The 24815-nt window shown below is 71.8% G+C and carries 22 protein-coding genes and 1 pseudogene; 15 read left to right on the plus strand and 8 right to left on the minus strand.

The genetic code is table 11. The annotated features are described in order from the left end of the window. Together B5D66_RS03605 and B5D66_RS03610 are read right to left on the minus strand one after the other, a co-directional pair. Window positions 1–1248, minus strand: coding sequence for a sugar ABC transporter substrate-binding protein (locus B5D66_RS03605; RefSeq protein ID WP_078760161.1), 1248 nt, complete (start codon window positions 1246–1248; stop codon window positions 1–3). 219 nt (window positions 1249–1467) lie between these two features. Beyond that, the gene (locus B5D66_RS03610) at window positions 1468–3105 is read right to left on the minus strand and encodes a glycoside hydrolase family 13 protein (protein ID WP_078760162.1); all 1638 of its coding nucleotides are present in this window, start codon (window positions 3103–3105) and stop codon (window positions 1468–1470) included. Between the two features lie 107 nt (window positions 3106–3212). Here B5D66_RS03610 and B5D66_RS03615 point away from each other — a divergent pair, with 107 nt between their 5' ends. From B5D66_RS03615 to hemW, 3 genes are read left to right on the plus strand one after another with little or no spacing between them, the layout of a single operon-like run. Continuing rightward, window positions 3213–4244: a LacI family DNA-binding transcriptional regulator gene (locus B5D66_RS03615; protein ID WP_200813505.1), complete on the plus strand. Its 1032-nt coding sequence runs from the start codon at window positions 3213–3215 to the stop codon at window positions 4242–4244. Between the two features lie 44 nt (window positions 4245–4288). Continuing rightward, complete coding sequence (locus B5D66_RS03620; protein ID WP_078760163.1) at window positions 4289–4945, plus strand: MOSC domain-containing protein; 657 nt, start codon at window positions 4289–4291, stop codon at window positions 4943–4945. Between the two features lie 60 nt (window positions 4946–5005). After that, window positions 5006–6238, plus strand: coding sequence for a radical SAM family heme chaperone HemW (hemW, locus tag B5D66_RS03625; RefSeq protein WP_078760164.1), 1233 nt, complete (start codon window positions 5006–5008; stop codon window positions 6236–6238). Between the two features lie 50 nt (window positions 6239–6288). On the opposite strand, the gene B5D66_RS25900 is transcribed toward hemW, so the two are convergent. Both B5D66_RS25900 and B5D66_RS03635 read right to left on the minus strand, forming a co-directional pair. Continuing rightward, entirely contained in the window at window positions 6289–7239 is a 951-nt protein-coding gene (locus B5D66_RS25900) for a DUF4870 domain-containing protein (RefSeq protein WP_078760165.1), read from the minus strand. 92 nt (window positions 7240–7331) lie between these two features. Further along, window positions 7332–8183: a DUF3097 domain-containing protein gene (locus B5D66_RS03635; protein WP_235000718.1), complete on the minus strand. Its 852-nt coding sequence runs from the start codon at window positions 8181–8183 to the stop codon at window positions 7332–7334. Between the two features lie 271 nt (window positions 8184–8454). Here B5D66_RS03635 and hrcA point away from each other — a divergent pair, with 271 nt between their 5' ends. The 3 genes from hrcA (at window position 8455) to B5D66_RS03650 (ending at window position 11420) form a co-directional block, all read left to right on the plus strand. Next, a complete protein-coding gene (gene hrcA, locus B5D66_RS03640) occupies window positions 8455–9468 on the plus strand; it encodes a heat-inducible transcriptional repressor HrcA (protein WP_078760167.1) in 1014 nt (337 codons plus the stop codon). After that, window positions 9469–10608 (plus strand): molecular chaperone DnaJ, encoded by a 1140-nt coding sequence (gene dnaJ, locus B5D66_RS03645; protein WP_078760168.1) that lies wholly within the window; start codon window positions 9469–9471, stop codon window positions 10606–10608. A 74-nt stretch (window positions 10609–10682) separates the two neighbouring features. After that, on the plus strand, window positions 10683–11420 hold the full coding sequence (locus tag B5D66_RS03650; RefSeq protein ID WP_078760169.1) for a 16S rRNA (uracil(1498)-N(3))-methyltransferase: 738 nt from the start codon (window positions 10683–10685) through the stop codon (window positions 11418–11420). A 65-nt stretch (window positions 11421–11485) separates the two neighbouring features. On the opposite strand, the gene B5D66_RS03655 is transcribed toward B5D66_RS03650, so the two are convergent. After that, window positions 11486–12181 (minus strand): hypothetical protein, encoded by a 696-nt coding sequence (locus tag B5D66_RS03655; RefSeq protein WP_078760170.1) that lies wholly within the window; start codon window positions 12179–12181, stop codon window positions 11486–11488. After that, a complete protein-coding gene (locus B5D66_RS03660; protein ID WP_078760171.1) occupies window positions 12178–12708 on the minus strand; it encodes a SigE family RNA polymerase sigma factor in 531 nt (176 codons plus the stop codon). Before B5D66_RS03660 ends, B5D66_RS03655 begins: the two co-directional genes overlap by 4 nt. Window positions 12709–13174: 466 nt before the next feature. On the opposite strand from B5D66_RS03660, the gene B5D66_RS03665 reads away from it, so the two are divergent. The 6 genes from B5D66_RS03665 to era all read left to right on the plus strand — a co-directional run bounded on the left by B5D66_RS03665 (window position 13175) and on the right by era (window position 18099). Beyond that, window positions 13175–13525, plus strand: a complete 351-nt coding sequence (locus B5D66_RS03665) for a histidine triad nucleotide-binding protein (RefSeq protein ID WP_078760517.1) — start codon at window positions 13175–13177, stop codon at window positions 13523–13525. Window positions 13526–13701: 176 nt separating this feature from the next. Continuing rightward, window positions 13702–14748 (plus strand): PhoH family protein, encoded by a 1047-nt coding sequence (locus B5D66_RS03670; RefSeq protein ID WP_078760172.1) that lies wholly within the window; start codon window positions 13702–13704, stop codon window positions 14746–14748. 65 nt (window positions 14749–14813) lie between these two features. After that, window positions 14814–15308, plus strand: coding sequence for an rRNA maturation RNase YbeY (gene ybeY / locus B5D66_RS03675; RefSeq protein ID WP_078760173.1), 495 nt, complete (start codon window positions 14814–14816; stop codon window positions 15306–15308). 38 nt (window positions 15309–15346) lie between these two features. After that, window positions 15347–16720, plus strand: a complete 1374-nt coding sequence (locus tag B5D66_RS03680; protein WP_394330031.1) for a hemolysin family protein — start codon at window positions 15347–15349, stop codon at window positions 16718–16720. A 49-nt stretch (window positions 16721–16769) separates the two neighbouring features. After that, on the plus strand, window positions 16770–17126 hold the full coding sequence (locus tag B5D66_RS03685; RefSeq protein ID WP_078760175.1) for a cytidine deaminase: 357 nt from the start codon (window positions 16770–16772) through the stop codon (window positions 17124–17126). 16 nt (window positions 17127–17142) lie between these two features. Next, window positions 17143–18099, plus strand: a complete 957-nt coding sequence (gene era / locus B5D66_RS03690) for a GTPase Era (protein ID WP_078760176.1) — start codon at window positions 17143–17145, stop codon at window positions 18097–18099. 45 nt (window positions 18100–18144) lie between these two features. Here the strand turns inward: era and B5D66_RS03695 are convergent, their stop codons facing one another. Then, window positions 18145–18966 (minus strand): IclR family transcriptional regulator, encoded by an 822-nt coding sequence (locus B5D66_RS03695; protein ID WP_144389954.1) that lies wholly within the window; start codon window positions 18964–18966, stop codon window positions 18145–18147. Window positions 18967–19280: 314 nt separating this feature from the next. Here B5D66_RS03695 and B5D66_RS03700 point away from each other — a divergent pair, with 314 nt between their 5' ends. The 3 genes and pseudogenes from B5D66_RS03700 to B5D66_RS25380 all read left to right on the plus strand — a co-directional run. Next, the gene (locus B5D66_RS03700) at window positions 19281–20543 is read left to right on the plus strand and encodes a DUF6986 family protein (protein WP_078760518.1); all 1263 of its coding nucleotides are present in this window, start codon (window positions 19281–19283) and stop codon (window positions 20541–20543) included. 38 nt (window positions 20544–20581) lie between these two features. Next, the gene (gene allB / locus B5D66_RS03705) at window positions 20582–21934 is read left to right on the plus strand and encodes an allantoinase AllB (RefSeq protein ID WP_078760178.1); all 1353 of its coding nucleotides are present in this window, start codon (window positions 20582–20584) and stop codon (window positions 21932–21934) included. Between the two features lie 1024 nt (window positions 21935–22958). Then, window positions 22959–23075 (plus strand): annotated as a pseudogene (locus tag B5D66_RS25380) (IS30 family transposase); the annotation flags it as partial. 100 nt (window positions 23076–23175) lie between these two features. On the opposite strand, the gene B5D66_RS03720 reads toward B5D66_RS25380, so the two are convergent. Next, on the minus strand, window positions 23176–24687 hold the full coding sequence (locus tag B5D66_RS03720; RefSeq protein WP_078760181.1) for a nucleobase:cation symporter-2 family protein: 1512 nt from the start codon (window positions 24685–24687) through the stop codon (window positions 23176–23178). Between the last annotated feature and the right edge of the window lie 128 nt (window positions 24688–24815).

The raw sequence follows: 24815 nt of genomic DNA on the forward strand, positions 1-24815 counted from the left end.
TCAGCCGATCTGATCCGTAATGGCCTTGCCCGCGGCGGTGACGGCCTCTTCGGGGTCCTCCCCGCTGATGACCGCGGCCTCCGCCTTGCCGAACGGGTCCCAGATGGCCGCCATCTGCGGGATGGCGGGCAGCGGGTCGCCGTTGGCGCCGGCCTCCGTGACCTTGGCCAGATCCGGGTCGCTCTGGGAGACCTGCTCCAGCGCCGCGGTCAGCGCCGGAGGGCGCGGGTCCTCTTCGTACAGCGCGATGGCCAGCTCGGGGTCGGTGACGTAGTTGGTCACGAACTCCTGGGCGAGGACCTTGTTGGCGCCGCCCGCGGCGACGTAGAACGTCTGCACGCCGACGAACGGGCGGGCCTCCTCGCCGTCCTCGAAGCCGGGGATCGCGCTGATCTCGTAGTCGATCCCGGCCGTCTTGACGTCGGGGATCGACCACGGGCCGGTGATGAAGAAGGGCGTCTTGCCGTCCTGGAAGAGGGAGGCGACGTTCTGGCTGTCGATGGAGCGCTTCAGCGCGCCCTCGCCCTTCTCGCCGAGTTCGGCGATCCGTTCGAACGCCGCGACGGACTCCGGCGTGCCCACGCCGACGTCGGAGGGGTCGTAGTCGCCCTTGTCGTCCTGGCCGAACAGGTAGCCGCCGGCGGAGGTGTAGAAGGGGTAGATGTGGTAGGGGTCGCCCTCTTGGCCGACCTGGAGACCCAGGATCTCCTCGACCTCGCCCTCGTCCTTCAGCGCCGCGCCGGTCTCGACGAGCTCCTCGACGCTCGACGGCGCCTCGGGGGCGAGCTCGGTGTTGCGGATCAGCACCAGGTTCTCGGTGGCGTAGGGAACGCCGTAGAGCTGGCCGTTGTAGGTGACGGCCTCGATCGCGGTCTCGTTGAACGCGGCGACCTTGTCCTCGGGGAGCTGCACGGGGTCGATCGCGCCGTTCTGCACGAAGTTGCCCGTCCAGTCGTGCGCGCCGACGACGATGTCGGGGCCCGAGCCCGCCTGGTGGGCGGTGACGAAGTTGGACTCCAGGTCCTCGTTGGGGATGGTCTCGACCTCGACCTGGATGCCGTGTGCCTCGCCGAACTCCTCGGCGAAGGGAAGCAGCGCCTTGGTGCGGATGTCGTCGGCCCAGATGACCATCGTGCCGCTGGGTTCCTCCTGGGCGGCCTCGCCACTGTCGCCGCCACCGCCGCAGGCGGTGGCGACCAGGGTGAGGACCGTGGCGCTCGCGAACACGCCGGCGCTACGGATCTTCATGACTCTCCTTAGGGACACACAGCCGCGACGGGTCCCCCGGTGCCCGCTGTCACGGCTCTGCGGGGCTTGGTGCCGCGACGCTAGCAACTTCTTGCAAGGAATGGAAGCCTTTTCATAAATTTTCTGCAAGGATGCGGCAATCTCGGCGAAACATCGCCGTAACATGACGGGCCCGGCCGTCCACCAGGACGTCCGGGCCCGTCGTCGCCTCATGGGCGCCTAGGCGCGCTCCTCCAGCCACACGGCGGTGTAGGGCGGCAGCGTGACCCCGCCGTCACCGACCTCCACCGGACCGCTCGCCAACATCAGGGCACCCTCCAGGGCGACCCGCGCGGGCCGGGCCCCGAGGTTCACCGCGCAGGCGAAGCCGGGGCTCCTGCGGAAGGCCAGCACGTCGTCGGGGGACTCCACCCAGGTCAGGGTGCCGTCGCCCAGGGCGGCGTGCTCCCGGCGCAGGCGCAGCGCCGAGGTGTACAGCGACAGCGTCGAGTCCGGATCGCCGGCCTGGGCCTCGCGGGTGAGCTCCCGCCAGGCCGCGGGCATCGGCAACCAGGGGGCGCTGCCGTCGGGGCCGAAGCCGAAGGGCGGCTCGCCGCCCTCCCACGGCAGCGGGACGCGGCAGCCGTCGCGACCGCGCTCGGTGTAGCCCGAACGCTTCCAGTTGGGGTCCTGCAGCGCCTCCTCGGGCAGGTCGGTCACCTCGGGAAGCCCCAGCTCCTCACCCTGGTAGAGGTAGACCGAGCCGGGCAGCGCGAGCATCAGCAGGGCCGCCGCGCGGGCCTTGCGCAGCCCCTCGGCGCCACCGCCGAACCGGGTGACGTGCCTGGTCACATCATGGTTGGACAGCACCCACGTGCTGGGCGCGCCCACCGCGCCGTTGGCCTCCAGCGAGTCGTCGACCACCTTGCGCAGCGTGGCGGCGTCCCAGGGCGCGGTCAGGAACTCGAAGTTGAACGCCTGGTGCAGCTCGTCGGGGCGCAGGTAGCGGGCCACGCGCTCGGCGTTGGGAACCCACGCCTCGGCGACCATGGCGCGGTCGTCGTAGCCGTCGACGATCCGGCGCCAGCGCCGGTAGATGTCGTGCACCCCGTCCTGGTCGAAGTAGGGCAGCCGGGTGCTGCCGTCGAGCAGCTCGGCGGTCTGGCCCTCGGCGAGGTCGGGGAGCGCCGGATCCTTGACCATGCCGTGGGCGACGTCGATGCGGAAGCCGTCCACCCCACGGTCCAGCCAGAACCGCAGCACGTCGTCGAACTCCTCGTGGACCTCGGGGTTGGTCCAGTCGAGGTCGGGCTGCTCGGCGTCGAACAGGTGCAGGTACCACTCCTCCGGGGTGCCGTCCGGACGCTTCAGACGGGTCCAGGCCGGGCCGCCGAAGATGGACTTCCAGTTGTTCGGCGGCTCCTCCCCGTCGGGCCCCTTGCCGGGCCGGAACACGTACCGGGCGCGTTCGGGGGAGCCGGGCTCGGCGGCGACCGCCTCGCGGAACCAGCGGTGCGCGGAGGAGGTGTGGTTGGGGACGATGTCGATGATCAGGCGGATGCCCAGGTCGTGGGCGGTCTCCAGGAGCGCGTCGAAGTCGGCGAGCGTGCCGAACCGGGAATCCACGTCGCGGTAGTCGGCGACGTCGTAGCCGCCGTCGGCGAGCGGCGAGACGTAGAACGGGGTCAGCCAGACCGCGTCCACGCCGAGAGCGGCCAACGCCGGCAGACGCCGGCGGATGCCGGGCAGGTCGCCGTCGCCGTCGCCGTTGGAGTCGGCGAAGCTGCGGACGTAGATCTGGTAGATGACGGCATCGCGCCACCAGCCCGGGCGGGAGCCGGGGGAGCGGGGGGCGGCCTGGTCGGCGGGCTGCTGCATGAGGGTCCCTCCGTATCGCCTCAGCGATCTCGGCTGGCTGAAATTACTTGCGCAAGATTACTCATTTATTTCAATGCGTGGTCGTTTTCGTCCATTAGAGTGCTCCCATGGGTCCACGACTGTCCGATATCGCCCGGCAGGCCGGAGTGAGCGAGGCAACGGTCTCCCGAGTGCTCAACGACCGGCCCGGGGTGGGAAGCGACACCCGCAAGGCCGTGCTGACAGCGCTCGACGTGCTCGGATACGAGCGCCCGGCCCGGCTGCGCCAGCGCTCGGCCGGGCTGGTCGGGATGGTCGTTCCGGAGCTGGAGAACCCGGTCTTCCCCATGTTCGCCCAGGCCGCCGAAGGGGCGCTGGCCCAGCACGGGTACACGCCGGTGCTGTGCACCCAGACCCCGGGGGGCATCGCCGAGGACGAGTACGTCGAGCTCCTGCTCGAACGCAACGTCTCGGGGATCATCTTCGTCTCGGGGCTGCACGCCGACACCACCGTCGACCATGGCCGGTACCGGTCGCTCATCGCCCGACGGCTGCCCATCGTGCTCGTCAACGGTTTCGCCGAGGACATCCCCGCGGCGTTCGTCTCCTGTGACGATCGCACCGCCAGCCAGCTCGCCGTCAACCACCTCGCCGCGCTCGGTCACGTCCGGATCGGTTTCACCAGCGGGCCGCGGCGCTACGTCCCGGTACAGCGCAAACTGGCCGGCTACCGCGAGGCCATGGCCGCCAACGGCCTGGCCGTCGAGGACGAGCTCGTCGAGTTGTCCCTGTTCGGGGTCGAGGGCGGGCACGCGGCGGCCGGCCGTCTGCTGGACCGCGGCGTCACCGCGGTGGTCTGCGGATCCGACCTGATGGCCCTGGGGGCGATACGCGCCGCGCGGCAGCGGGGGCTGTCGGTCCCGGCCGACTTCTCCGTCGTGGGGTATGACGACTCCCAGCTCATCGCCTTCACCGATCCGCCGTTGACAACGGTGCGCCAGCCGATCCCGGCCATGGCGCTGGCCGCGGTGCGGGCCCTGTGCGACGAGATCGCCGGGCACGCGGCGTCGCGCACCGAGTACATGTTCGATCCCGAACTCGTCGTGCGGGGCTCGACCGGCGTGGTGCCCTCGGGCCTGTCCCACTCCACGTCGGCCTGATCCCGGAGTTCCCACACCGGCGGCGGGCGCACTAACGTTCCGGCATGGACAGTGGACGGGTTGAATCGGTCAACGTCGGTGTCGCGGTGGCCGCCGAATGGGCCGGGAGACTGCGACGGACCGCGATCGACAAACGCCCGGTGGACGGCGCGGTCGCGGTGGGCCGGCTGGGGCTGGCCGGTGACGAACAGGCCGACCGGGACAATCACGGTGGCCCCGACCAGGCGGTCTACGCCTACGCGCGCGAGGACCTCGCCGTGTGGGAGCGGCTGTTGGGGCGCCCCCTGCGGGGCGGGATGTTCGGCGAGAACCTGACCACCCGCGGCGTCGAGGTCAGCCGCGCGCTCGTCGGCGAACGCTGGCGGATCGGTACCGCGTTGGTGGAGGTCACCCTGCCCCGGGTCCCGTGCGGGACGTTTCGCAACTGGCTGGGCGAGGAGGGCTGGGTCCGGCGCTTCACCGAGGAGGCGCGTACCGGGGCCTACCTGAGGGTGCTGGAGGAAGGCGAGGTCGGCGCGGGAGACCGGATCGAGGTGGCGCACCGTCCCGATCACGGGATCGACCTGGCGACGGCCTTCCGGGCCTCGCGCCCCTCCCATGACGACATCGCCCTGATCCGCCGTGTCCTGGAGATCCCCGGCCGGGCCGCGGAATGGGAGAGGGCCGCGGCCGCGGCGGAGCGGCGGCTCGCCCGCAGGTGATCGTCCCCGGTGAGAGGGACGGGGGACCGGCCGGTCCCCTCGATGACCGACACTGGAAGCATGCCTTCGGTACCTCTTGACGGGAACCCCGTGCCCGCTGATGGCGCGTTGCCGGCCGCCTCACTGGAGGGGGTGGGCGAGCGCCCGTTCGGCGTCTACGTCCATGTGCCGTTCTGCGTCACGCGGTGCGGATACTGCGACTTCAACACCTACACCGCGAGCGAGCTGCGCTCCAGGGACGGATCGGTGACCGCCTCACGCGAGACCTACGCCGATCTCGCCATCGCGGAACTGCGTTTCGCGCGGCGGGTGCTCGGCACCGGCGACGTCCCGGTGAGCACCGTGTTCGTCGGCGGGGGCACCCCGACCCTCCTCGACCCGGCCGACCTCGGCCGCGTCCTCGCCGCGATCGACGCCGAGTTCGGCCTGGCCCCCGGAGCCGAGGTGACCACCGAGGCCAACCCCGAGACCGTCGACCGCGACTCCCTGGGCCGGTTGCGCGAGGCGGGGTTCACGCGGATCTCGTTCGGCATGCAAAGCGCCCGCCCGCACGTTCTCGCCGTCCTGGAACGCGCGCACAGCCCCGGACGACCGGAACGCTGCGTCGCCTGGGCCCGCGAGGCCGGGTTCGACCACGTCAACCTCGACCTCATCTACGGGACGCCGGGGGAGGACGACGCCGACTGGAAGGAGTCCCTCCAAGCCGCGATCGCGGCCGGCCCGGACCACGTCTCGGCCTACTCCCTGATCGTCGAGGAGGGCACCCGCCTGGCGGCCAGGGTCCGCCGCGGCGAGCTTGCGGCGCCCGACGACGACGCGATGGCCGACCGCTATCTCATGGCCGACGAACTCCTCGCCGCGGCGGGCTACCACTGGTACGAGGTGTCCAACTGGGCGCGCTCGCGCTCCGCCCGCAGCCGGCACAACCTGCTCTACTGGACCGGCGGGGACTGGTGGGGGGTCGGCCCGGGCGCCCACAGCCACGTCGGCGGGACCCGTTGGTGGAACGTCAAGCATCCCGCGGCCTACGCGGCCCGGCTCGCCGAGGGGATCACCCCCGGCCAGGCGCGCGAGGTCCTGGACGAGGCCGACCGGCGCTTCGAACGGATCCTGCTGGAGCTGCGCATCATCGACGGATGCCCGCTGGACCTGCTCGACGCGGACGGGCGGAACGCCGCCGGACAGGCGGTGCGCGACGGACTGCTCGAAGCCGACGCCCACGCGAACGGCCGCGCCGTGCTGACCCGACGTGGCAGGCTCCTCGCCGACGCGGTGGTACGCGATCTCACCTGAGCCGTCCCCGCGCTCCGAGAGCGCCGTGGACCGCGGGGACGGCGCCGTGGCTACTTCACCATCCGGATCGCGACCGGGTACCGGTACCACGTGCCCTTGGTCGCCGCCACCGCGGCGAGCACCCCGAAGACGATCGAGAGCAGCCAGAACAGGCCGATCAGGGCCGAGCCGATCGGGGAGAGGTCCGGCGCGTAGACGCCGAGGCCGATGAACAGCGCCCAGCTGAGGACGAACGGGATGAGCAGGGTCAGCTGGAAGTTCAGCGCCTCGGCGGCGTGGTGGCGCACGTAGGGCGAGGCGTTCCGCTTCACCAGGTACACGATCAGGGCGGGCAGCCATCCGGCGCAGGCCATGATCACCCCGACCAGGTGGGCCACCATGGCCCACGTGGTGTCGTCGGAGCCGGTCCCGCCCTGGTGGGCGCTTCCCTGCGGGGCCTGCCCCGGGTGTGCCTGCTGCCCGTAGGGCTGGGGACCGTAGCCGGGCTGGGCGTAACCGGGATGGCCGTAGGGGCCCTGCGCGTAGCCGGGTTGGGCGTAGCCGGACGGGCCGCCGTAGGGGGGCTGGCCCTGGGGGCCGGGCGGCTGCGCGTATCCCGGCTGCTGGTAGGCGGGCTGGTTCCCGGTGGGCTGGGCGTAACCGGGCTGTGCCCCTTGCGGGGGGTGGGGGGCATGGCCGGGCCGTCCGTACCCGGGAGGCCCCTGGGGCGGCTGCTGGTAGGCCGGCTGTCCGCTGGGCGGCCGCTGGTAGGCGGGCTGTCCTCCCGACGGCTGCCGGTAGGCCGGCTGGTTCCCCGAGGGACGGGCGTGACCGGGCTGTCCCCCCGTGGGCGGGGTGTGGGAGGGGCCGGCATGGCCGGGCTGCCCGCCGGCGGGGGTTCCCGGCCAGGAGGGGTGTTCCGGGGACGCCGGAGCGGGAGGGTCGCCGGCGGGCCGGCCGTGGGCGGGCTGCCCGCCCGCAGGGTCCTGGGGGTGCGGCTGGTTGGGCGGTGTCTCGCTCATGGTGTCCCTTGGCTGTGCCGGTTGCGATGGCCGATCGGTGAGCCGGGCCCCGTGGGGCGCCGGAGGAGGTCGCTGCGCGTGCTGGGACGAGCCTAGTTGCTCTCCTCCTGGGGAGCGGTGACGAAGTCGATGAGTTCCTCGACCCTGGCGAGAAGCCCGGGTTCCAGATCGGCGTAGGAGCGGACCGCCCCCAGGATCCGCCGCCACGCCTCGCCCGGCTCCTCCCGCCAGCCCAGCGCGCTTAAGACGCCCTCCTTCCAGGGGCGGCCGCGCGGCACCTCGGGCCAGGCGGGGATGCCGAGAACCGACGGCTTGACCGCCTGCCACACGTCGACGAAGGGGTGGCCGACGACGAGCACGTGCGGCGAGGTGAGGAGCCGGGCGATCCGGCTCTCCTTGGACCCGGGCACAAGGTGGTCGACGAGCACCCCGAGCCGGCGGTGGGGGCCGGGGGCGAACCGTTCGACGACCTCCGGCAGGTGGTCGACGCCCTCCAGGCGTTCCACGACCACCCCCTCCACCCGCAGGTCGTGTCCCCAGACACGCTCCACCAGCTCGGCGTCGTGGACGCCTTCGACGTAGATGCGGCTCTCCCGGGCGGTCCGCGCGCGCAGGCCGGGGACCGCGATCGACCCCGAGGCGCTGCGCGCCGGAGCCGAGGAGGACGAGGGGAGGGGGCGGACCACGGTCACCGGCTCCCCGTCGATGAGGAACGCGGCGGGGGCGAGGTCGAAGACGCGGCGGCGTCCGTGCCGGTCCTCAAGCGTGACCGTCTGCTTGTCCCACGCCACCACGGCACCGCAGAAACCCTCGTCCGCGGATTCCACGACGAGCCCCGGCTCGGCCGGGACCTCGCGGATCCGGCCTCGGCGCGGGCGATGCCAGTCGCCGGCGAGGACGTCACCGTCGTACCTTCTGCCTGGTCTGCCGGAGTAAGTGGGCACGGGCCCGCATTGTAGTGGCGGCCTCGACGCCGCCCCGGACAGAGCCGACGGCGTGTCGACGCGGCCGGGACCCGTGCGCGCTCCCCGCCACATGGGTAGGAAACCGTTCGACGACGCCGGCGCGTCCTGGCCGGGGCGGGAGCGGACCGGTCGACGTCAGGATCGCGGCCGGCGGGGTGCGCCACCCCGACGCGATCACGTGGAGGGGAGCGACTTGGCGGAACGGCATAGAATTAGCACTTAGGACCACGGAGTGCCAGGAGGTGAGCGCGTGCTCGACGATCGAAAGCTCGCGGTGCTACGTGCCATCGTCGAGGACTACGTGTCGACGAACGAGCCGGTGGGATCGAAGGCGCTCGCCGACCGGCACAGCCTGGGGGTCTCACCCGCGACGATCCGCAACGACATGGTGGCCCTGGAGGAGGAGGGGTACATCACCCAGCCGCACACCAGTGCCGGCCGGGTCCCCACCGACAAGGGGTACCGTCTGTTCGTCGACCGCCTGTCCACGGTCAAGCCCCTGTCGCAGGCCGAGCGGCGCGCGATCGAGACGTTCCTGTCCGGCGCCGTCGACCTCGACGAGATCATCGCCCGCACGGTCCGCCTCCTGGCGCAGCTCACGCGCCAGGTCGCGATCGTGCAATACCCTTCGCTGACCCGCTCGGCGGTGCAGCACGTCGAACTCGTCCCGCTCAGCCCCCACCGCGTGATGATGGTTCTCATCACCGACACCGGGCGGGTGGAGCAGAAGGTCATCGACGGCCTCGACCGCGTCACCGAGGCCTCCGTCGGCGACCTGCGGGCCGCGCTCAACCAGGCGGTGGCGGGCAAGTGGCTCAACGAGGTGCCCTCAGCGGTCTCCGACCTGCCGGCCCGGCTGCCCGCCGAGGAGCGGCCGTTGGCGGCCTCGGTCCTGTCGGTCCTGCTGGAGAGTCTCGTCGAGCGGCACGAGGAGCGGGTCGTCCTCGGCGGCACCGCCAACCTCGCCGGGATGGGCTTCTCCGCCGGGCTGCGCGACGTGCTGGAAGCACTGGAAGAAAACGTCGTCCTCATCCGTTTGCTCGGTGAGGCGGGTGATCCGTCCATGCTGTCGGTCCGGATCGGCGCGGAGAACTCCCACGAGGGGCTGCAGACCACCTCGATCGTGACCGCGGGCTACGGCATTGGAGATCAGTCACTGGCAAAGCTCGGTGTGGTGGGCCCGACCCGAATGGATTACCCCGGAACGATGGGAGCGGTACGCGCAGTGGCAAGATACGTCGGTCAGATCTTGGCGGGGCAGTAAGTGGCCAGAGACTACTACGAGATCCTCGGGGTGCGCCGCGAGGCCACCAAGGACGAAATCAAGAAGGCGTACCGAAGGCTCGCGCGGGAACTGCACCCCGACGTCAACCCCGACCCTCTCACCCAGGAACGCTTCAAAGAGGTCACCCAGGCCTACGAGGTCCTCTCCGACCCCGAGAAGCGCCGGATGTTCGACATGGGGGCGGACCCCTTCGCGCCCGGCGGCGGCGCCGGAGCCGGCGGATTCGGCGGGGCGGGGTTCCCCTTCGACGACATCATGAACGCCTTCTTCGGCGGCGGCCAGACGGCCGGCCGGGCCGCGCGCGAGCGCGCCCGCCGGGGCCGCAGCATCAAGGTCCGGGTCGAACTGGATCTCGCCGAGACCGCGTTCGGTGTCACCAAGGACATCACCTTCCCCACCGCGGTCCTGTGCGGTACCTGCCAGGGCGAGGGCACGGCCAAGGGGAGCCACCGCGAGACCTGCGACATGTGCGCCGGACGCGGTGAGGTCTCCCAGGTCACGCGCTCGTTCCTGGGTCAGGTCATGACGACGCGGCCGTGTCCGCAGTGCTCCGGTCAGGGCACCGTCATCCGCAACCCCTGCCCCGACTGCGCGGGCGAGGGGCGGGTGCGGGAGAAGGTCACCCGCACGGTGCAGATTCCGGCCGGTGTCGAGGACGGCACCCAGATCCAGCTCGCCGGCGAGGGCGAGATCGGCCCCAACGGCGGTCCGCGCGGCGATATCTTCCTGGAGATCGTGCAGCGGCCGCACCCGATCTTCGAGCGGCGCGGAGACGACCTCCACTGCACGGTGACCGTGCCGATGACGGCCGCCGCGCTGGGGGCCTCGCTCACCATCGAGACACTCGACGGAAACGAGACGATCGACCTGCGCCCGGGGACCAACTCCGGCCAGATCATCACGCTCGACGGGCGGGGCAGCCGGCACCTCAACGGTCCGGGGCGGGGCGACCTGATGATCCACGTCACCGTCGAGACGCCGAGCAAGCTCGACGAGGAGCAGGAGAACCTGCTGCGCAAGTTCGCCGAGCTGCGGGGCGAGGACCACCCGCCGGGCAAGTTCAGCCCGGGACAGGGAGGCATCTTCTCCCGGTTGCGCGGCGCCTTCAACACACGCTGAGCCGGCCGGCCGATGGCCGGACCCGGGGCCGGTACCAGGCTCGGGGTCCGGCCGTTCTTCTTGAGAGGGGACCTGTGACAGCTCCGGTTTTCCTGACCGAACCGGGAGGGCTCGCCCACGACACCGTCGTGCTTTCGGGGCCGGAGGGCAGGCACGCGGCGACCGTGCGCCGGCTGGTGGCCGGCGAGGCCGTGCACGTGGTCGACGGCGCGGGGACGCGGGCGCGGTGCGTGGTCGGCGCGGTCGGCAAGGACAGGGTGACCCTCGAAGTCCGCGACCGTGTCCACGAACCGTCGCCCACGCCGCGGATCACCGTGGTGCAGGCGTTGCCCAAGGGGGACCGTGGCGAACTCGCGGTGGAGGTCATGACCGAGGCGGGGGTGGACGCCATCGTGCCGTGGGCCGCGCAACGCTGCGTCACCCGGTGGAAGGCCGAACGCGCCGAGAAGTCCCTGAACAAGTGGCGGGCGACCGCGCGGGAGGCGGCCAAGCAGGCGCGCCGGTCATGGGTCCCCGAGGTGGCCGGGCTCGCCTCGACCCGTGACGTCGTCGCCCTGCTGTCCTCGGCGGCACTGGGCGTGGTGCTGCACGAAGAGGCCGAGGAACGCCTGGCCGCGCTTGCCCTCCCCACCGATCCAGCCGGCGGGATCGTCGTGGTCGTGGGGCCCGAAGGAGGGATCAGCGACCCGGAGCTGGCGGCGTTCACACAGGCCGGAGCGGTGCCGGCGCTGCTCGGCCGCACCGTGCTGCGCACCTCCACCGCGGGTGTGGCGGCCTTGGCGGTGCTTCAGGCGCGTTGCGGACGCTGGTAGGTCCGGACGGAGCGTGGCCCCGCTCGGGGGACGGGCGGGGCCACAACGCGAAGAGCCGGACCGGGCTACTCGAGCGCGGAGCCGGCGGGCGAGGGAGGGAGAGGGATCGCGGGAGCCGAGGGCTCGGGTGTCTCCGGAGGAGGAGAGGCCCCGCCCTCGCCGGGATCCTCGCCGTCCGGATCGGGCTCCGGCTCGGGAGCGGGCGCGGGGGTGGTGGGGGCGGGAGTCGGAGAGGGGTCGTCCGAGGCCGGGCAGGACTGACGCTTGGGCTCGCCCTCACGGGCGGTGGCGGTGGGCGCCTCGTCCTCAGAAGCGCACGGGACGGACGGGCCCCTGTGGTCGGTGTCGCCATCGGGACCGCTCGGGGACGGCGAGGGAGCGGGGGGCCGGGGAGCGACGGGTTCGGTACCGGGGGTGGGGCCGTCGGGAGGGACCGAGGGGGTCTCGCTCGTGGTGTCGCTGAGCCCCTGGCCGTCATGGGGGGTCCCACGGGAGTCCGAGGCGGAGTCCCAGCCCCCCGAGAAGACCTGGTCGCGGATCTGGGGGGTACCGAGCAGCACCGATCCGCCGATGAGCGCCGCGGCCGCGACGGCCGCCGCCGGGCGCAGCCAGGTCAGCGCGGCCCAGGGGGAGAGACGGCGTTGGGCGGTGCGCGTGCGGATCAGGTCGAGGGCCTCGGGGGAGGGGCGTACGGAGTCGGCCTCCGCACGCAGCGCCTCGCGCAGCCGCTGCTCGAATCCATCGTCAAAGGGGTCGGTCATGTCGTCCGCTCCAGGACCGATCGGAGCGCGGCGATTCCGCGCGCCGTGTGGCTCTTGACCGCGCCACGGCTGATTCCCATGGCATCGGCGATCTGTGCCTCGGAGAGGTCTCCGTAGTACCGCAGGACGATGGCCTCACGTTGTCGGGTGGGGAGCCTGCGCAGCGCGGCGACGACCTCGGCTCGTTCGAGCTCGCCCAGGGCGCCGTGCTCGGCGCTGGGGGCGTCGGGAAGCCCCTTGGGGGCGTGCTTCTCGACGACGGCGCGGTGGCGCAGCACCGAACGGGCCCGGTTCACCACCGACTGCCTCAGGTAGGACAGGGCCTTGTTGGGGTCTCGTAGGCGCCTCCAGGCGCCGTGCATGGCGACGAAGGCGTCCTGTACCACTTCCTCGGCGGTCGCGAAGTCGCGGACGAGAAGCGTCGCGAGCCGGACCAACGGCCGGTAGTGAGCACTGTAGAGCTGCGTCACCGCCTGGTCGGCGTCCCACTCGACCGCTACCGTCGCCGCGGGCGCGCCCGCCACCATGGTCTCAGTCACGTCATTGGGACGCGCGCCCTTGTCGCGGGGTTTACGAAAGGGCATGCCTTCTTCTCGCTCAGTTCCCGGGTCTGTCGCGGAGTCCGTGGGCGGACGTCACCGACGTGCCCGGGCCGGCGACCGGTCCCCTTGTCTCGGCCATGCGCGCTGTTCCCCCTTCTTCCCCGAGAGCGTGACAGCGTGGGAGAAGTCACGCAAAGCACCAGAATAGCCCGCGACGGCGAGGTTTTCCGGCTATTCACCACCGAAGGCGCGTTGGGGGAGCACGCGGTGGCGCGCTTCGCCCCACCGTAGGAGAATCCCGGTCCCGGCGCGGCCATAACGGCATGCCGATAACGGCATGCCGCCCGTCCCCGGGTGAGGGCCTCGCCCACCCGCGAGGCGTGATGGGATGGCCGTGATCACCCCGGTGCGGGGAACCGAGGAGAAAGAGGAGAGGAGGGCAGCGGTGGCGTTGACCGAGCCCGACTGCCTGTTCTGCAAGATCGTCGCGGGAGAGGTGCCGGCCAACATCGTCCGTGAGGGCGAGCGGACCCTCGCGTTCCGCGACATCAACCCACAGGCACCCACCCACGTGCTGATCATCCCGAAGGAGCACCACCCCGACGCCGCGGCGGCCGGACGGGCCGGCCAGGGCCTCCTCGACGAGATCGCCCGAGAGGCTCAGGCGGTGGCCGAGGCCGACGGCGTCGCGGAGAGCGGCTACCGGCTGGTCTTCAACACCGGCCCCGGAGCCGGGCAGACCGTGTTCCACCTGCACGGCCACGTGCTCGGTGGACGGGGCCTGGAGTGGCCACCCGGATAACGGTCACGGCGCGCGGAAACAGCGGCCGGGACGGGGGAGGCCCCTTTCCCGGCCGCGCGAGCGCAGAGGGTGACCAGGGGCAACTTGATAGAATTTCGTCATAACAGCCGACGCTGTTACCCCACCGATCCCAGCGGACGCGAAAGGCAGGGGCGAGACGGCCGCGAGGCCACATTATGGTCGAATCAACGAAACCAAGCACCCAGGTCAAGGTCGTCGTGCCCGAAGAGCACATGATGATCAACCTGCTGGGGTCCGGAGACGAGCTTCTGCGGGTGGTCGAGCGCTCCTTCGACAGCGACATCCATGTCCGGGGCAACGAGATCACCATCAGCGGCAGCCCCGAGGAGACCTCGCTCGTCGTCCGTCTCGTCGAGGAACTGCTCGAACTCGTCGAGAACGGCACCCAGGTCACCCCCGACGCCATCGACCGGACCCTGGGGATGCTGCGCTCCCCCAGCGCCGACGGCGAGCGGCCGGCCGACGTGCTGACGATGAACATCCTGTCGGCGCGTGGCCGCACGATCAGGCCCAAGACCCTCAACCAGAAGCGCTATGTCGACGCGATCGACCGCCACACCATCGTCTTCGGGATCGGTCCGGCCGGTACGGGCAAGACCTACCTGGCCATGGCCAAGGCGGTCAAGGCGCTCCAGGCCAAGCAGGTCAACCGGATCATCTTGACCCGCCCCGCGGTCGAGGCCGGCGAGCGCCTGGGCTTCCTGCCCGGAACGCTCTACGAGAAGATCGACCCCTACCTCAGGCCCCTCTACGACGCGCTGCACGACATGCTCGACCCCGACTCCATCCCCAAGCTCATGTCGGCGGGGACGATCGAGGTGGCGCCGTTGGCCTACATGCGGGGCCGTACGCTCAACGACTCCTTCATCATCCTCGACGAGGCGCAGAACACCTCGCCCGAGCAGATGAAGATGTTCCTGACCCGTCTGGGTTTCGGGTCCAAGATCGTGGTCACAGGGGATGTGACCCAGGTCGACCTCCCCGGTGGTCAGGCCAGCGGCCTCGGCACGATCGAGCGCATCCTCGAAGGGATCGACGACATCGGCTTCTGCCGCCTGAACAGCAACGACGTGGTCCGCCACAAGCTGGTCAGCGCCATCGTCGACGCCTACGGGCGCTATGACCACGAACGGCAGGACGGGCGGCAGCGCGACCGCCGGCCGCGGTCCCGCCCCGCTGGTTCGGCCAACGGCGCCGGTTGATATCCCGCGTGGCCCGCACCGGGCCACGCGGACCGATGAACACAGAGATTGAGGCGCGTTCAGCAATGAGTATCGACGTCGCGAACGAGTCCGGCGTCCCCACCGACGAGACGCGGCTGGCCCGGCTGGCCCGTTACGTGCTCGACTCCATGCGGGTCCACCCGCTCGCGGAGTTGTCCATCGTGCTCGTCGACGAGGAGCCGATGGCCGAGTTGCACGTCCGCTGGATGGACGAACCCGGACCGACCGACGTGCTGTCGTTCCCGATGGACGAACTGCGCCCAGGGGGACCCGGGCGCACCTCCGACCCCGGTGTCCTCGGCGACGTGATCATCTGTCCGCAGGTGGCCGCCCGCCAGGCCGAGAAGGCCGGTCACCCGACCCAGGACGAGATCGACCTGCTGTGCACCCACGGCATCTTGCACCTGCTCGGTTACGACCACGCCGAGCCCGAGGAGCACAAGGAGATGTTCGGGCTCCAGGGTGAACTGCTCGCCGGATGGCGGCACAGCCTGGAGCAGTCCGTGGCCCAGACGGGGACGGAGGACGGTCCGCGATGACCTCTGGCCATACCGGCCAGGCCGGCCTCGGACCGGCCCTGTCGGCGGCGGAGCCCGTGACACTCCTGGCCGTCACCGGTCAGGAGGCCGCGGAGCTGGGGCTCGCGTTCGGATGCGCGATCCTGCTGTCGCTGGCCGCCGCCTTCTTCGTCAGCGTCGAGGTCGCCCTGACCCGGGCGGCGCGCATGGGGGTGGGCGAACTCGTCGGCACCCGTACGGGCCGAGGGGTACGCCGCCTGGAGGACGTCGCGGCCGATCCGGCGCGCCACCTCAACATGGTGCTGCTGCTGCGGGTGTCCTGCGAGGTGCTGGCGACGCTGGCCCTGGCCGTCGGCTTCGTCGACTGGCTGGGCCTGGACTGGCTCGCGGTGCTCCTCGCCGCCGTGGTGATGATCCTGGTCAACTACGTGCTGATCAGCGTCACCCCGCGGATCCTGGGCCGGCAGTTCCCCGCGGCGGTCGCGCTGACCGGTGCCGCCATCGTCCGTCCGGTCACCCGGGTGCTGGGGCCGCTCGCCCAGGCGCTGGTCCTGTTGGGGCAGGCGTTCACCCCGCGCGGCAAGGGCGAGCGCGAGGGGCCGTTCACCAGCGAGGACGAGCTGCGCAGGCTGGTCGACCTGGCCGAGCGGGGGCACGTGATCGACCCCGAGGAACGCCAGATGATCCACTCGGTGTTCAAACTCGACGACACGACGGTGCGCGAGGTCATGGTGCCGCGCACCGACATCGTGTTCATCGACCACGACGCCAGCGTGGACGACGCGCTCTCGCTCGCGCTGCGCAGCGGCTTCTCGCGCATCCCCGTCGCCGGCGAGGACATGGACGACGTGGTCGGCATCGTCTACCTCAAGGACGTCGTGGCCCGGCTGCGCGACCAGTGGAACGCCGGGCCCGGCGCGCCCGACCAGCACCGGACCGTCCGCGACATCATGCGCGCGGCGACCTACGTGCCCGACTCCAAGCCGATCGACGAGCTGCTGCGCGACATGCAGCGGCAGCGCATCCACGTCGCGGTCGTCATCGACGAGTACGGCGGGACCGCGGGCCTGGTGACCATCGAGGACATCGTGGAGGAGATCGTCGGGGAGATCACCGACGAGTACGACGACGAGGTCCCGCCCATCGAACGGCTGGGCGAGGACAAGGCGCGTGTCACCGCGCGCCTGCCGCTGGGCGAGCTCACCGAGTTGTTCGGGGCCGAGGTGGACGCCCCCGACGTCGAGACGGTGGGAGGACTGCTCGCCTACGTGCTGGGCCGTGTGCCCATCAGCGGCTCCCAGGCCGTGTACGCCGGTCTGCGGCTCACCGCGGAGGATCCCTCCGGCCGACGCAACCAGACCGCCACGATCCTGGTCGAGAGGGTGGCCGCGGCCGAGCAGGAGCAGGAGCCGACCCCCAGGGCCGACGCCTGAGACACCGCGCGACAGCGCGGTGACCGTTTGCGCAGGAGACGAGGAAGACGTGACCGAACCGACCCCCACCGCGGCCGAACTCGACCCCGAGGACGCCAAGCTCATCACGCTGGCCCGCTCCTCACGCGCCCGCAACGCCACGGCCGAGGGCGCCGCCGTGCGCGACGAGACGGGACGCACCTATGTGGCCACGACCGTGGACCTGCCCTCACTGAAGCTGTCGGCACTACAGGCCGCGGTCGCCGCCGCCGTCTCCAGCGGCGCGGAGGTGCTTGAGGCCGCCGTCGTGGTGGGCGCGGCCACGGAGCTGTCGCCGGCCGACGCCGCGGTGACCCGTGACCTGAAAACCGCGACCGTGGTGCTCAGCGGGCCGGACGGCACGCCCGCGAGCATCACGCGCGCCTGACGAACAGACTGGACTCATGGACGACCTCGACCTGGAAAAGCTGCGGGTACCGCTGCCCATGCCCTCCTACCCGGAGGGCTTCCGCAGTGGGTTCGCCTGCTTCGTCGGGCGGCCCAACGTGGGCAAATCGACACTGATGAACGCGCTGGTCGGCCAGAAGGTGGCCATCACCAGCAACCGGCCGCAGACCACGCGGCGCACCGTGCGTGGGATCGTGCATCGAGACGACGCGCAGTTGATCATCGTCGACACCCCCGGCCTGCACAAACCGCGCACGCTGCTGGGGGAGCGGCTGGACAGCCTGGTCCGCTCGACACTGGTCGAGGTCGACGTGATCGCCTTCTGCATCCCCGCCGGTGAGCCCATCGGACGCGGCGACACCTACATCGCCCGCGAACTGGCCGCCCAGCGCGACACCCCGGTCGTCGCGCTGGTGACCAAGACCGACACCGTCGACCGGGCCCGGGTGAGCGAGCAGCTCCTGGCGGTCTCGCGGCTGGGCGAGTGGGCCGACATCGTCCCGGTGTCGGCCGCGGCCGGTTTCCAGCTCGACACGGTCGCCGACGTGCTGTGCGGCCACCTGCCGGAGGGACCGCCCCTCTACCCCGACGGTGAGCTGACCGACGAGCCGGACGAGATGCTGGTGGCCGAGCTGATTCGCGAGGCGTCCCTGGAGGGGGTGCGCGACGAGCTGCCGCATTCGATCGCGGTGGTGGTCGAGGAGATGGCGCCCCGCGAGGGCAGGGACCTCATCGACATCTACGCCTCGTTGTACGTCGAGCGCCCGAGCCAGAAGGCGATCGTCATCGGCTCCAAGGGGGCGCGGCTGCGCGAGGTGGGCTCGCGGGCGCGCGCGCAGATCGAGGCGCTGCTGGGCAGCCGGGTCTACCTCGACCTGAGGGTGCGGGTCGCCAAGGACTGGCAGCGCGATCCCAAGCAGCTGCGCCGTCTGGGCTTCGACCAGCAGGTGTGAGGCCACGGGTGTGGGGGCGTCGGGCGAGACCCGGCGCCCCCACGCTCAATTCTGGTGGTTGAGGTCGCCGGCCAGGCTGACCGCGGCGCGCTGCACGATCGGCGCGGCCCGGTCCACGAACTCCCAGTTCATCCGCGATTCGGGGCCGGAGATCGAGACCGCCATCATCGCCGGTCCGCCGAGCACCGGCACGGCCAGGCACCGGACGCCGATCTCCTGTTCGCCGTCATCGATGGCGTACCCGCGTTCCCGGATGCGGGCGAGCTCCGCCGCGAACGCCTCGGGGGTGGTGATGGTGCGGTCGGTGGCCGCGGGCATACCGGTGCGGCGCACGGTCGCCAGCGCCTCGGCCTCGGGGAGCTGGGCCAGCAGGGCCTTGCCCACGCCCGCCGAGTGGGGGAGCACCCGCCGGCCCACCTCGGTGAACATCCGCATGGCGTGGGGAGAGGGGACCTGGGCCACGTAGACGACCTTGTCGCCGTCGAGCATGGCCAGGTTGGCGGTCTCGCCGAGTTCGTCCACCAGCTGGGCGAGGTGGGGGCGCGCCCAGGTGCCGAGCATGCGGGACGCGCTCTCACCGAGCCCGATGAGGCGGGGACCCAGGGCGTAGCGTCGCGACGGGAGCTGGCGGACGTAGCCGTTGCCCAGCAGGGTGCGGATGATGCGGTGGATCGTGGGGAGGGGAAGACCGGAGGAGCCGGCGAGCTGGCTCAGTGAGATCTCGCCGCCCGCGTCGGCCATGATCTCCAGCAGGGCGAAGGCCCGGTCGAGCGACTGGACGCCGCCCGACCGGTTCCTCGACTCGCTCTCCGCACCGGTCCCGCCGGTCGTCGTCTGTGGTGGCGTTGTCAAAGGTGTAGCTCCCATCGCGTGACCACTCCGACCGGCCGTTCCGGCTCACGGCCACTCGGTTCGGAGTTCTCATTCTGCGATACGGAAGCCGAGCCCGCTAATCCCGATCGTGGCTCGGTACCGACCGCTGCCATCTGCGGAAGTCCCCTGTGGCGCCCCTTGTTTCGGGAGGCTCCGCCGTACTGCCTCTTGTTGTTCCGAATTGTAGAAGTTAATGTCCGCTATATAGAAGTTATCGGTGCCGGGTTCTCTTCGCCCCCGGGCGCCGGTCCACAGCGGAAGGGACATAGACCGTGGTTGAGCAGGACTCCCTGGCCGGCGCGGCCGACGTGGCCGGTATCGGCCTGTCCGAACTCGGCGACGCCCTCGACACGAGGCTCGCCGACGCCGACGCCCGCCTCCTTCGCGGCTATCCCGGCGACCGGGGCCGCCGCCAACCGGTCCACACCGTCTACGTCCCCGCCGACGCGATCCGCCCCGGACTCGCCGCCGAATGGGGACGTCGGGCGCTGGCCTGCCTGGACGAGCACGCCCCCGACACCGCGACCCTCGCCGCGGCCACCGGCCTGGACGAGGCGGCCGTCGCCGACTGCCTGCCCCGGGTCCGGGCCAAACTCCAGACCGAACCCGTCGAGGACCTGCGCATCGACCTGGAGGACGGTTATGGCGCCCGGCCCGACGAGGAAGAGGACGCCCACGTGACCGCGGCGGCCGAAGCCCTGTGCGCCGACCTGGCCGAGGGCACGGCCCCGCCCTACTGGGGCATCCGCATGAAGGGGATGGAGTCCGCCGGCCGCAGGCGGGGCCTGCGCAGCCTCGGACTGTTCCTGCGCACCGTGCTGGAGCGGGCCGGGGGGCTGCCCGACGGGTTGACGCTCACCCTGCCCAAGATCACCGCGGTCGAGCAGGTCGAGGCGATGGCCTGGCTCACCGCGGAGCTGGAGAAGCGGTTCGGCCTGGCGGAAGGCGACCTCACCTTCGAGCTGCAGATCGAGACGCCGCAGTCCATCCTCTCCCACGACGGCGTGGCCGCCGTCGCCCGCATGGTGCACGCGGCGCCCGGCCGGGTCACGGCCCTGCACTACGGCACCTACGACTACAGCGCCGCCTGCGGGGTCACCGCGGCCTTCCAGAGCATGGCCCATCCGGCCGCCGACCACGCCAAGGCCGTCATGCAGCTCGCCGCCGCCGGAACCGGCGTGTGGCTGTCCGACGGTTCCACCAACGTGCTCCCGGTCGGTGACACGGCCCAGGTGCACGCCGCCTGGCGGCTGCACGCCGGGCTCGTCCGCCGGTCCCTGGAACGGGCCTACTACCAGGGCTGGGACCTGCACCCGCATCAGCTGCCGACACGCTACCTGGCCACCTACGCCTTCTACCGCGAGGCGTTCGAGCCCGCCGCCGAACGCCTCAAGGCCTACCTGGGCGCGGCCGGCGGCGCCATCATGGACGAGCCCGCCACGGCCCAGGCGCTGGCCTCGGCCCTGGTCCGGGGCCTGCACTGCGGGGCGTTGGGCGACGACGAGGTCGCCGCGGCGGCGGGGGTGTCACGCTCGGAGCTGGAGGGCTTCGCCAACCGCAGGGTGGGCTGACCGTCAACGAAGGCAACCGGACGAGAAAGGCGAGGAACATGCCGGAGCAGGCCCACGACCTGGTGATACGGGCCCGACGCGCGATCACCCCCGAAGGAGAGCGCGCGATCGCCGTGGCCGTGCGCGACGGGCGCATCACCGCGATCACCGACTACGACACCCCGCCTGCGGCGGCGCGCACCGTGGAGGTCGCCGCCGACGAGGTGCTGCTTCCCGGCCTGGTGGACAGCCACGTCCACGTCAACGACCCCGGACGCAGCGAGTGGGAGGGGTTCGCCACCGCCACCCGCGCCGCGGCGGCCGGCGGGGTCACCACGATCATCGACATGCCGCTCAACAGCATCCCGCCCACGACAACGGTCGACGGGCTGGAGGCCAAGCGCGCGGTCGCGCGCGGCAACGTCCTCATCGACGTGGGGTTTTGGGGCGGTGCCGTGCCCGAGAACAGCGGGCCGGCCACGACCAAGGAGCTGCGCGCGTTGCACGAGCAGGGGGTCTACGGCTTCAAGTCGTTCCTCTCGCCCTCGGGCGTGGATGAGTTCGGTCACCTGTCCCCCGAGGAGTTCCGCGTCGCGGCCGAGGCGATCGGCGAGTTCGGCGGCGTGCTCATCGTGCACGCCGAGGATCCCCGCGTGCTCGACGCCGCGCCGCCGGCGTACGGTCGCGACTACGCCTCCTTCCTCGCCTCGCGCCCCGACGAGGCCGAACACGCGGCGATCCGGCTGGTCATCGACACCGCGCGGGCCACCGGTACCCGTTGTCACATCCTGCACCTGTCCAGCGCGACGGCGTTGCCGATGATCCGCGCGGCGCGAGAGGAGGGGGTCCCCCTCACGGTCGAGACGTGCCCGCACTACCTGACGATCGCCGCGGAGGAGGTGCCGGAGGGAGCGACCCAGTTCAAGTGCTGTCCGCCCATCCGGGGAAGCGCCAACCGCGATCAACTCTGGGAGGCGCTGCGCGAAGGGGTGATCGACTGCATCGTCAGCGACCACTCGCCGAGCACGGTCGACCTGAAGAACCTCGACACCGGTGACTTCGGGACGGCCTGGGGCGGCATCTCCGGGGTGCAGGTGGGCTTCTCCACGGTGTGGACGGAAGCGTCGGCGCGCGGATTCCCCCTCGCCGAGGTCGTCGAGTGGATGGCGCGGCGGCCGGCCGAGATCGCCGGTGTCGACGGCAAGGGCGGGCTGGTCGTCGGCAACGACGCCGACTTCGCGGTCGTCGCCCCCGACGAGGTGGTGCGTCTGGACGTCGCCGAGCTGCACCACAGGAACCCGATCAGCGCCTACGACGGCCGTCAGGTGCGCGGGGTCGTGCGCGCCACCTGGTTGCGCGGCGAGCTGGTCGACCCGGCCGAGCCGAAGGGGCGCCTGCTGAGCCGGGGGTGACGACGGCCCGAGCGGGCCGGAGTTCCCGGGGGAGGGCCGCCCGGGGAGCGTCCGGCGGGCCGCCGTGTCCCCGGGCCGGAGCCGTGGCGTGGAACGGGCCGGCCGGAGCGGGGCGGGCAACCGGGAGCGGGCCGGCTCGCGCGGGTGTCCCCGCGGCACCACGGGCCGGCGCCCCGGCGGCGGCCCGGACCACGAGTCGCCGCCCAGGGCGCGGGCGCGCACCTCGACGGTGCGCTCCGCGCCGTCCGGCCCGTCGAAGGGCTCCGGGAGACCGTCCCCGGCAGGAGTTCGCGCTGTTCTAGGCGGCAGCGCCTCGCGCACGCCCACCCTCGCCCCGCCGCCCGTGGTCGCCGGGGCGACCGCCCCGGCGCCACCTCACCGATCCACACGCGACCCCGGTCGGCCTCCGCGCCGACCGGGGCCGTACCCCGCTCCACGGCGGTGCCCAAAGCGGAATCCCGCGACCGCGAGGTCTGGTCGGCCTCGCCGACCGCGATGCGGCCGGATCCCGTTCGCGCCTCGATCGGACGTGGCACAGCTCGGTTCGGATGTCGCCGGAGGCGGTCCTTAGCCGCGTCGGTCCGCCGGTCTCGCCGGTCCGGATGTCGCCGGAGGCGGTGGTGACGTGGGCGCGCTGCCCGGACGTGGCCGGCCCCGACCTCACCGCGGGTGCTCCGCGTGCCGGCAGGCGCCGTGGTCGATCCGCGTCCCGCCATCGCGGGGACCAGGCGCACCCCAGCCGAGCCGCTCCGCGCGGTCGAGGCCGGCCGGGACGAGGCGCCGAGGCCGGGCCGGTCCCTCCGGCAGGTCGATGGGGACATCGGTGGCGGATCCGCCGCCCCGGCCCGCGCCGCGCACGGGCGAGGCCCCGACCGTCACGTCCTGGATTCCAGGAGCCGGTGCACCACCACGGTGCCCGGGGCGATGGACTGCGACATCCGGCAGAACGGAAAAGGCGCGGGGCCTGAGCAGCGTGGCTCCGCCGAGGACGCCGGCGATCCGCCGCAGCGACACCGCCTCCCTCAAGGGCATCGACCTGTCCACCCACAACGGTCAGGACCTCGACGCCGTATCCGCCGAACCCGACAGCCGCCCACGCGAAACGCTCGACCGGGAAACCCCGGCCGAGCGTTTCGCCTGAACCGCTCGCGGCCTGATCAACACGGCCACGCGGTGCAGCGCCCCGGGCAATCGCCCGGGACCTCGCCGCAGGGACCGGCACGCGGAAGGCAGCGCGGTCCTCAGGTGCGTGAAGGCGCCTCGTCCGACGGGGTCGGCGGGGACCCGGCCCCGTCGGAGAGGTCCCCGGACGTGGCGTCGCGCGCCTGCGGGGCCTCCTCGCGCGCGTCCTCCTCCGGGTACTCCTTGTCCAGGGTCGGGGCCGCGGCGAACACCGACGGACCCTCCTCGTACTGGCCGCCGCCGATGATGTTGAAACAGATGTTGAGCACGATCGCGACGACCGCCGCGCCCACGATGCCCGAGTGCAGGATGAGCGCCAACCAGTCGGGGAAGCCGTCGTAGAACTGCGGCACCGCCATCGGGATGATGCCGAAGCCGAGCGAGGTGGCGACGATGATCAGGTTCAGGTTGTTGTCGAAGTCCACCTTGCCGAGCGTCCGGATGCCGCTGGCCGCGACGGTGCCGAACAGGACGAGCCCGGCGCCCCCCAGGACCGGCATGGGGATCGCCGCCACCACGCGGCCCAGGATCGGGAACAGGCCCAGCAGGATCAGCATCAGCGCGCCGGTCGCCACGACGTAGCGGCTCCTGATCCTGGTCAGCGCGATCAGACCGATGTTCTGGGCGAAGGAGCTGCCCGGGGTGCTGTTGAAGAGCGGGCCGATGATGGAGGCGCTCACGTCGGCGCGCAGCCCGGCCGCGATCCGCTTGCTGTCGATGCGGGTGCCGATGATCTCCCCCACCGCGATGATGTGCGAGGCGCCCTCGGTGAGGACGACCAGCATGATCACGCACATGGTCAGGATCGCCGCGAGGTCGAAGACCGGGAGACCGAAGTACAGGGGCGAGCCGAGGGAGAACACCGCGCCATCACCGACCTGGCTGAAGTCGGCCTTGCCGAAGGGGACCGCGATGAGCGTCCCGGCGAGCAGGCCCAGCAGGATCGAGATACGGCTGAGCAGCCCGGGAAGGACCCGCGAGAACAGCAGGACCAGGCCCAACGTGGCACCGGCCAGGGCCAGGTCGGACAGCGCCGGCATGCCGTCCGCGGCGCCGTTGACGACCCAGTTGGCCGCCACGGGCATCAGCGACAGGCCGATGACGGTGATGAGGCTGCCGGTCACCACCGGTGGGAAGAACCGTACGAGCTGCCCGAAGAAGGGGGTCAGGCAGAACGCGAACAGGCCGCCCACCAACGACGCGCCGAACACGACGGGGAGCCCCTGGTCGGCGTCCGCGGCGATGGCCGTCATCGCGCTGACCGGGACGAAGGAGGAACCGACGACGATCGGCATCTGCGCGCCGATACGCAGCACCCCCGTCGTCTGCAACAGGGTGGCGATGCCGGCGACCAGGAGCGCGCCACTGACCAGGACGCCCAGTTCGGGACCGTCCAGACCGGCCGCGGCGCCGATGACCAGGGCGGGGGCGACCGCGCCGGCGTACATGGTGAGGATGTGCTGCAAGCCGTAGAGGACGAGCAACCGGGGTGGAAGCCTCTCGTCCTCCGGGCGGGAGGAGGGGGTGGCGGCCGAGGCCGGGGGGACGTGCGCGTTCTTGCGGAATCTCATGGCCAGTACCAGCCTTTTGAGTCATCGGCCGGACCGCGTCTCCGATGGTCCTGCGGTGGTGCCCCGGACCGGCCGTCTCCGTCTCCTGTCATGGGTGCGGCCCCTTCGCGCCGTTCAGGGACCGCCTC

It is taken from the genome of Marinactinospora thermotolerans DSM 45154 (assembly GCF_900167435.1).
Classification (GTDB): domain Bacteria; phylum Actinomycetota; class Actinomycetes; order Streptosporangiales; family Streptosporangiaceae; genus Marinactinospora; species Marinactinospora thermotolerans.

Coding starts and splice junctions, on each gene's coding strand:
- B5D66_RS03605 (WP_078760161.1), bottom strand. CDS start 1,248: ATGAAGATCCGTAGCGCCGGCGTGTTCGCGAGCGCCACGGTCCTCACC.
- B5D66_RS03610 (WP_078760162.1), bottom strand. CDS start 3,105: ATGCAGCAGCCCGCCGACCAGGCCGCCCCCCGCTCCCCCGGCTCCCGC.
- B5D66_RS03615 (WP_200813505.1), top strand. CDS start 3,213: ATGGGTCCACGACTGTCCGATATCGCCCGGCAGGCCGGAGTGAGCGAG.
- B5D66_RS03620 (WP_078760163.1), top strand. CDS start 4,289: ATGGACAGTGGACGGGTTGAATCGGTCAACGTCGGTGTCGCGGTGGCC.
- hemW (WP_078760164.1), top strand. CDS start 5,006: ATGCCTTCGGTACCTCTTGACGGGAACCCCGTGCCCGCTGATGGCGCG.
- B5D66_RS25900 (WP_078760165.1), bottom strand. CDS start 7,239: ATGAGCGAGACACCGCCCAACCAGCCGCACCCCCAGGACCCTGCGGGC.
- B5D66_RS03655 (WP_078760170.1), bottom strand. CDS start 12,181: ATGACCGACCCCTTTGACGATGGATTCGAGCAGCGGCTGCGCGAGGCG.
- B5D66_RS03660 (WP_078760171.1), bottom strand. CDS start 12,708: ATGGTGGCGGGCGCGCCCGCGGCGACGGTAGCGGTCGAGTGGGACGCC.
- B5D66_RS03670 (WP_078760172.1), top strand. CDS start 13,702: ATGGTCGAATCAACGAAACCAAGCACCCAGGTCAAGGTCGTCGTGCCC.
- ybeY (WP_078760173.1), top strand. CDS start 14,814: ATGAGTATCGACGTCGCGAACGAGTCCGGCGTCCCCACCGACGAGACG.
- era (WP_078760176.1), top strand. CDS start 17,143: ATGGACGACCTCGACCTGGAAAAGCTGCGGGTACCGCTGCCCATGCCC.
- B5D66_RS03695 (WP_144389954.1), bottom strand. CDS start 18,966: ATGGGAGCTACACCTTTGACAACGCCACCACAGACGACGACCGGCGGG.
- allB (WP_078760178.1), top strand. CDS start 20,582: ATGCCGGAGCAGGCCCACGACCTGGTGATACGGGCCCGACGCGCGATC.
- B5D66_RS03720 (WP_078760181.1), bottom strand. CDS start 24,687: ATGAGATTCCGCAAGAACGCGCACGTCCCCCCGGCCTCGGCCGCCACC.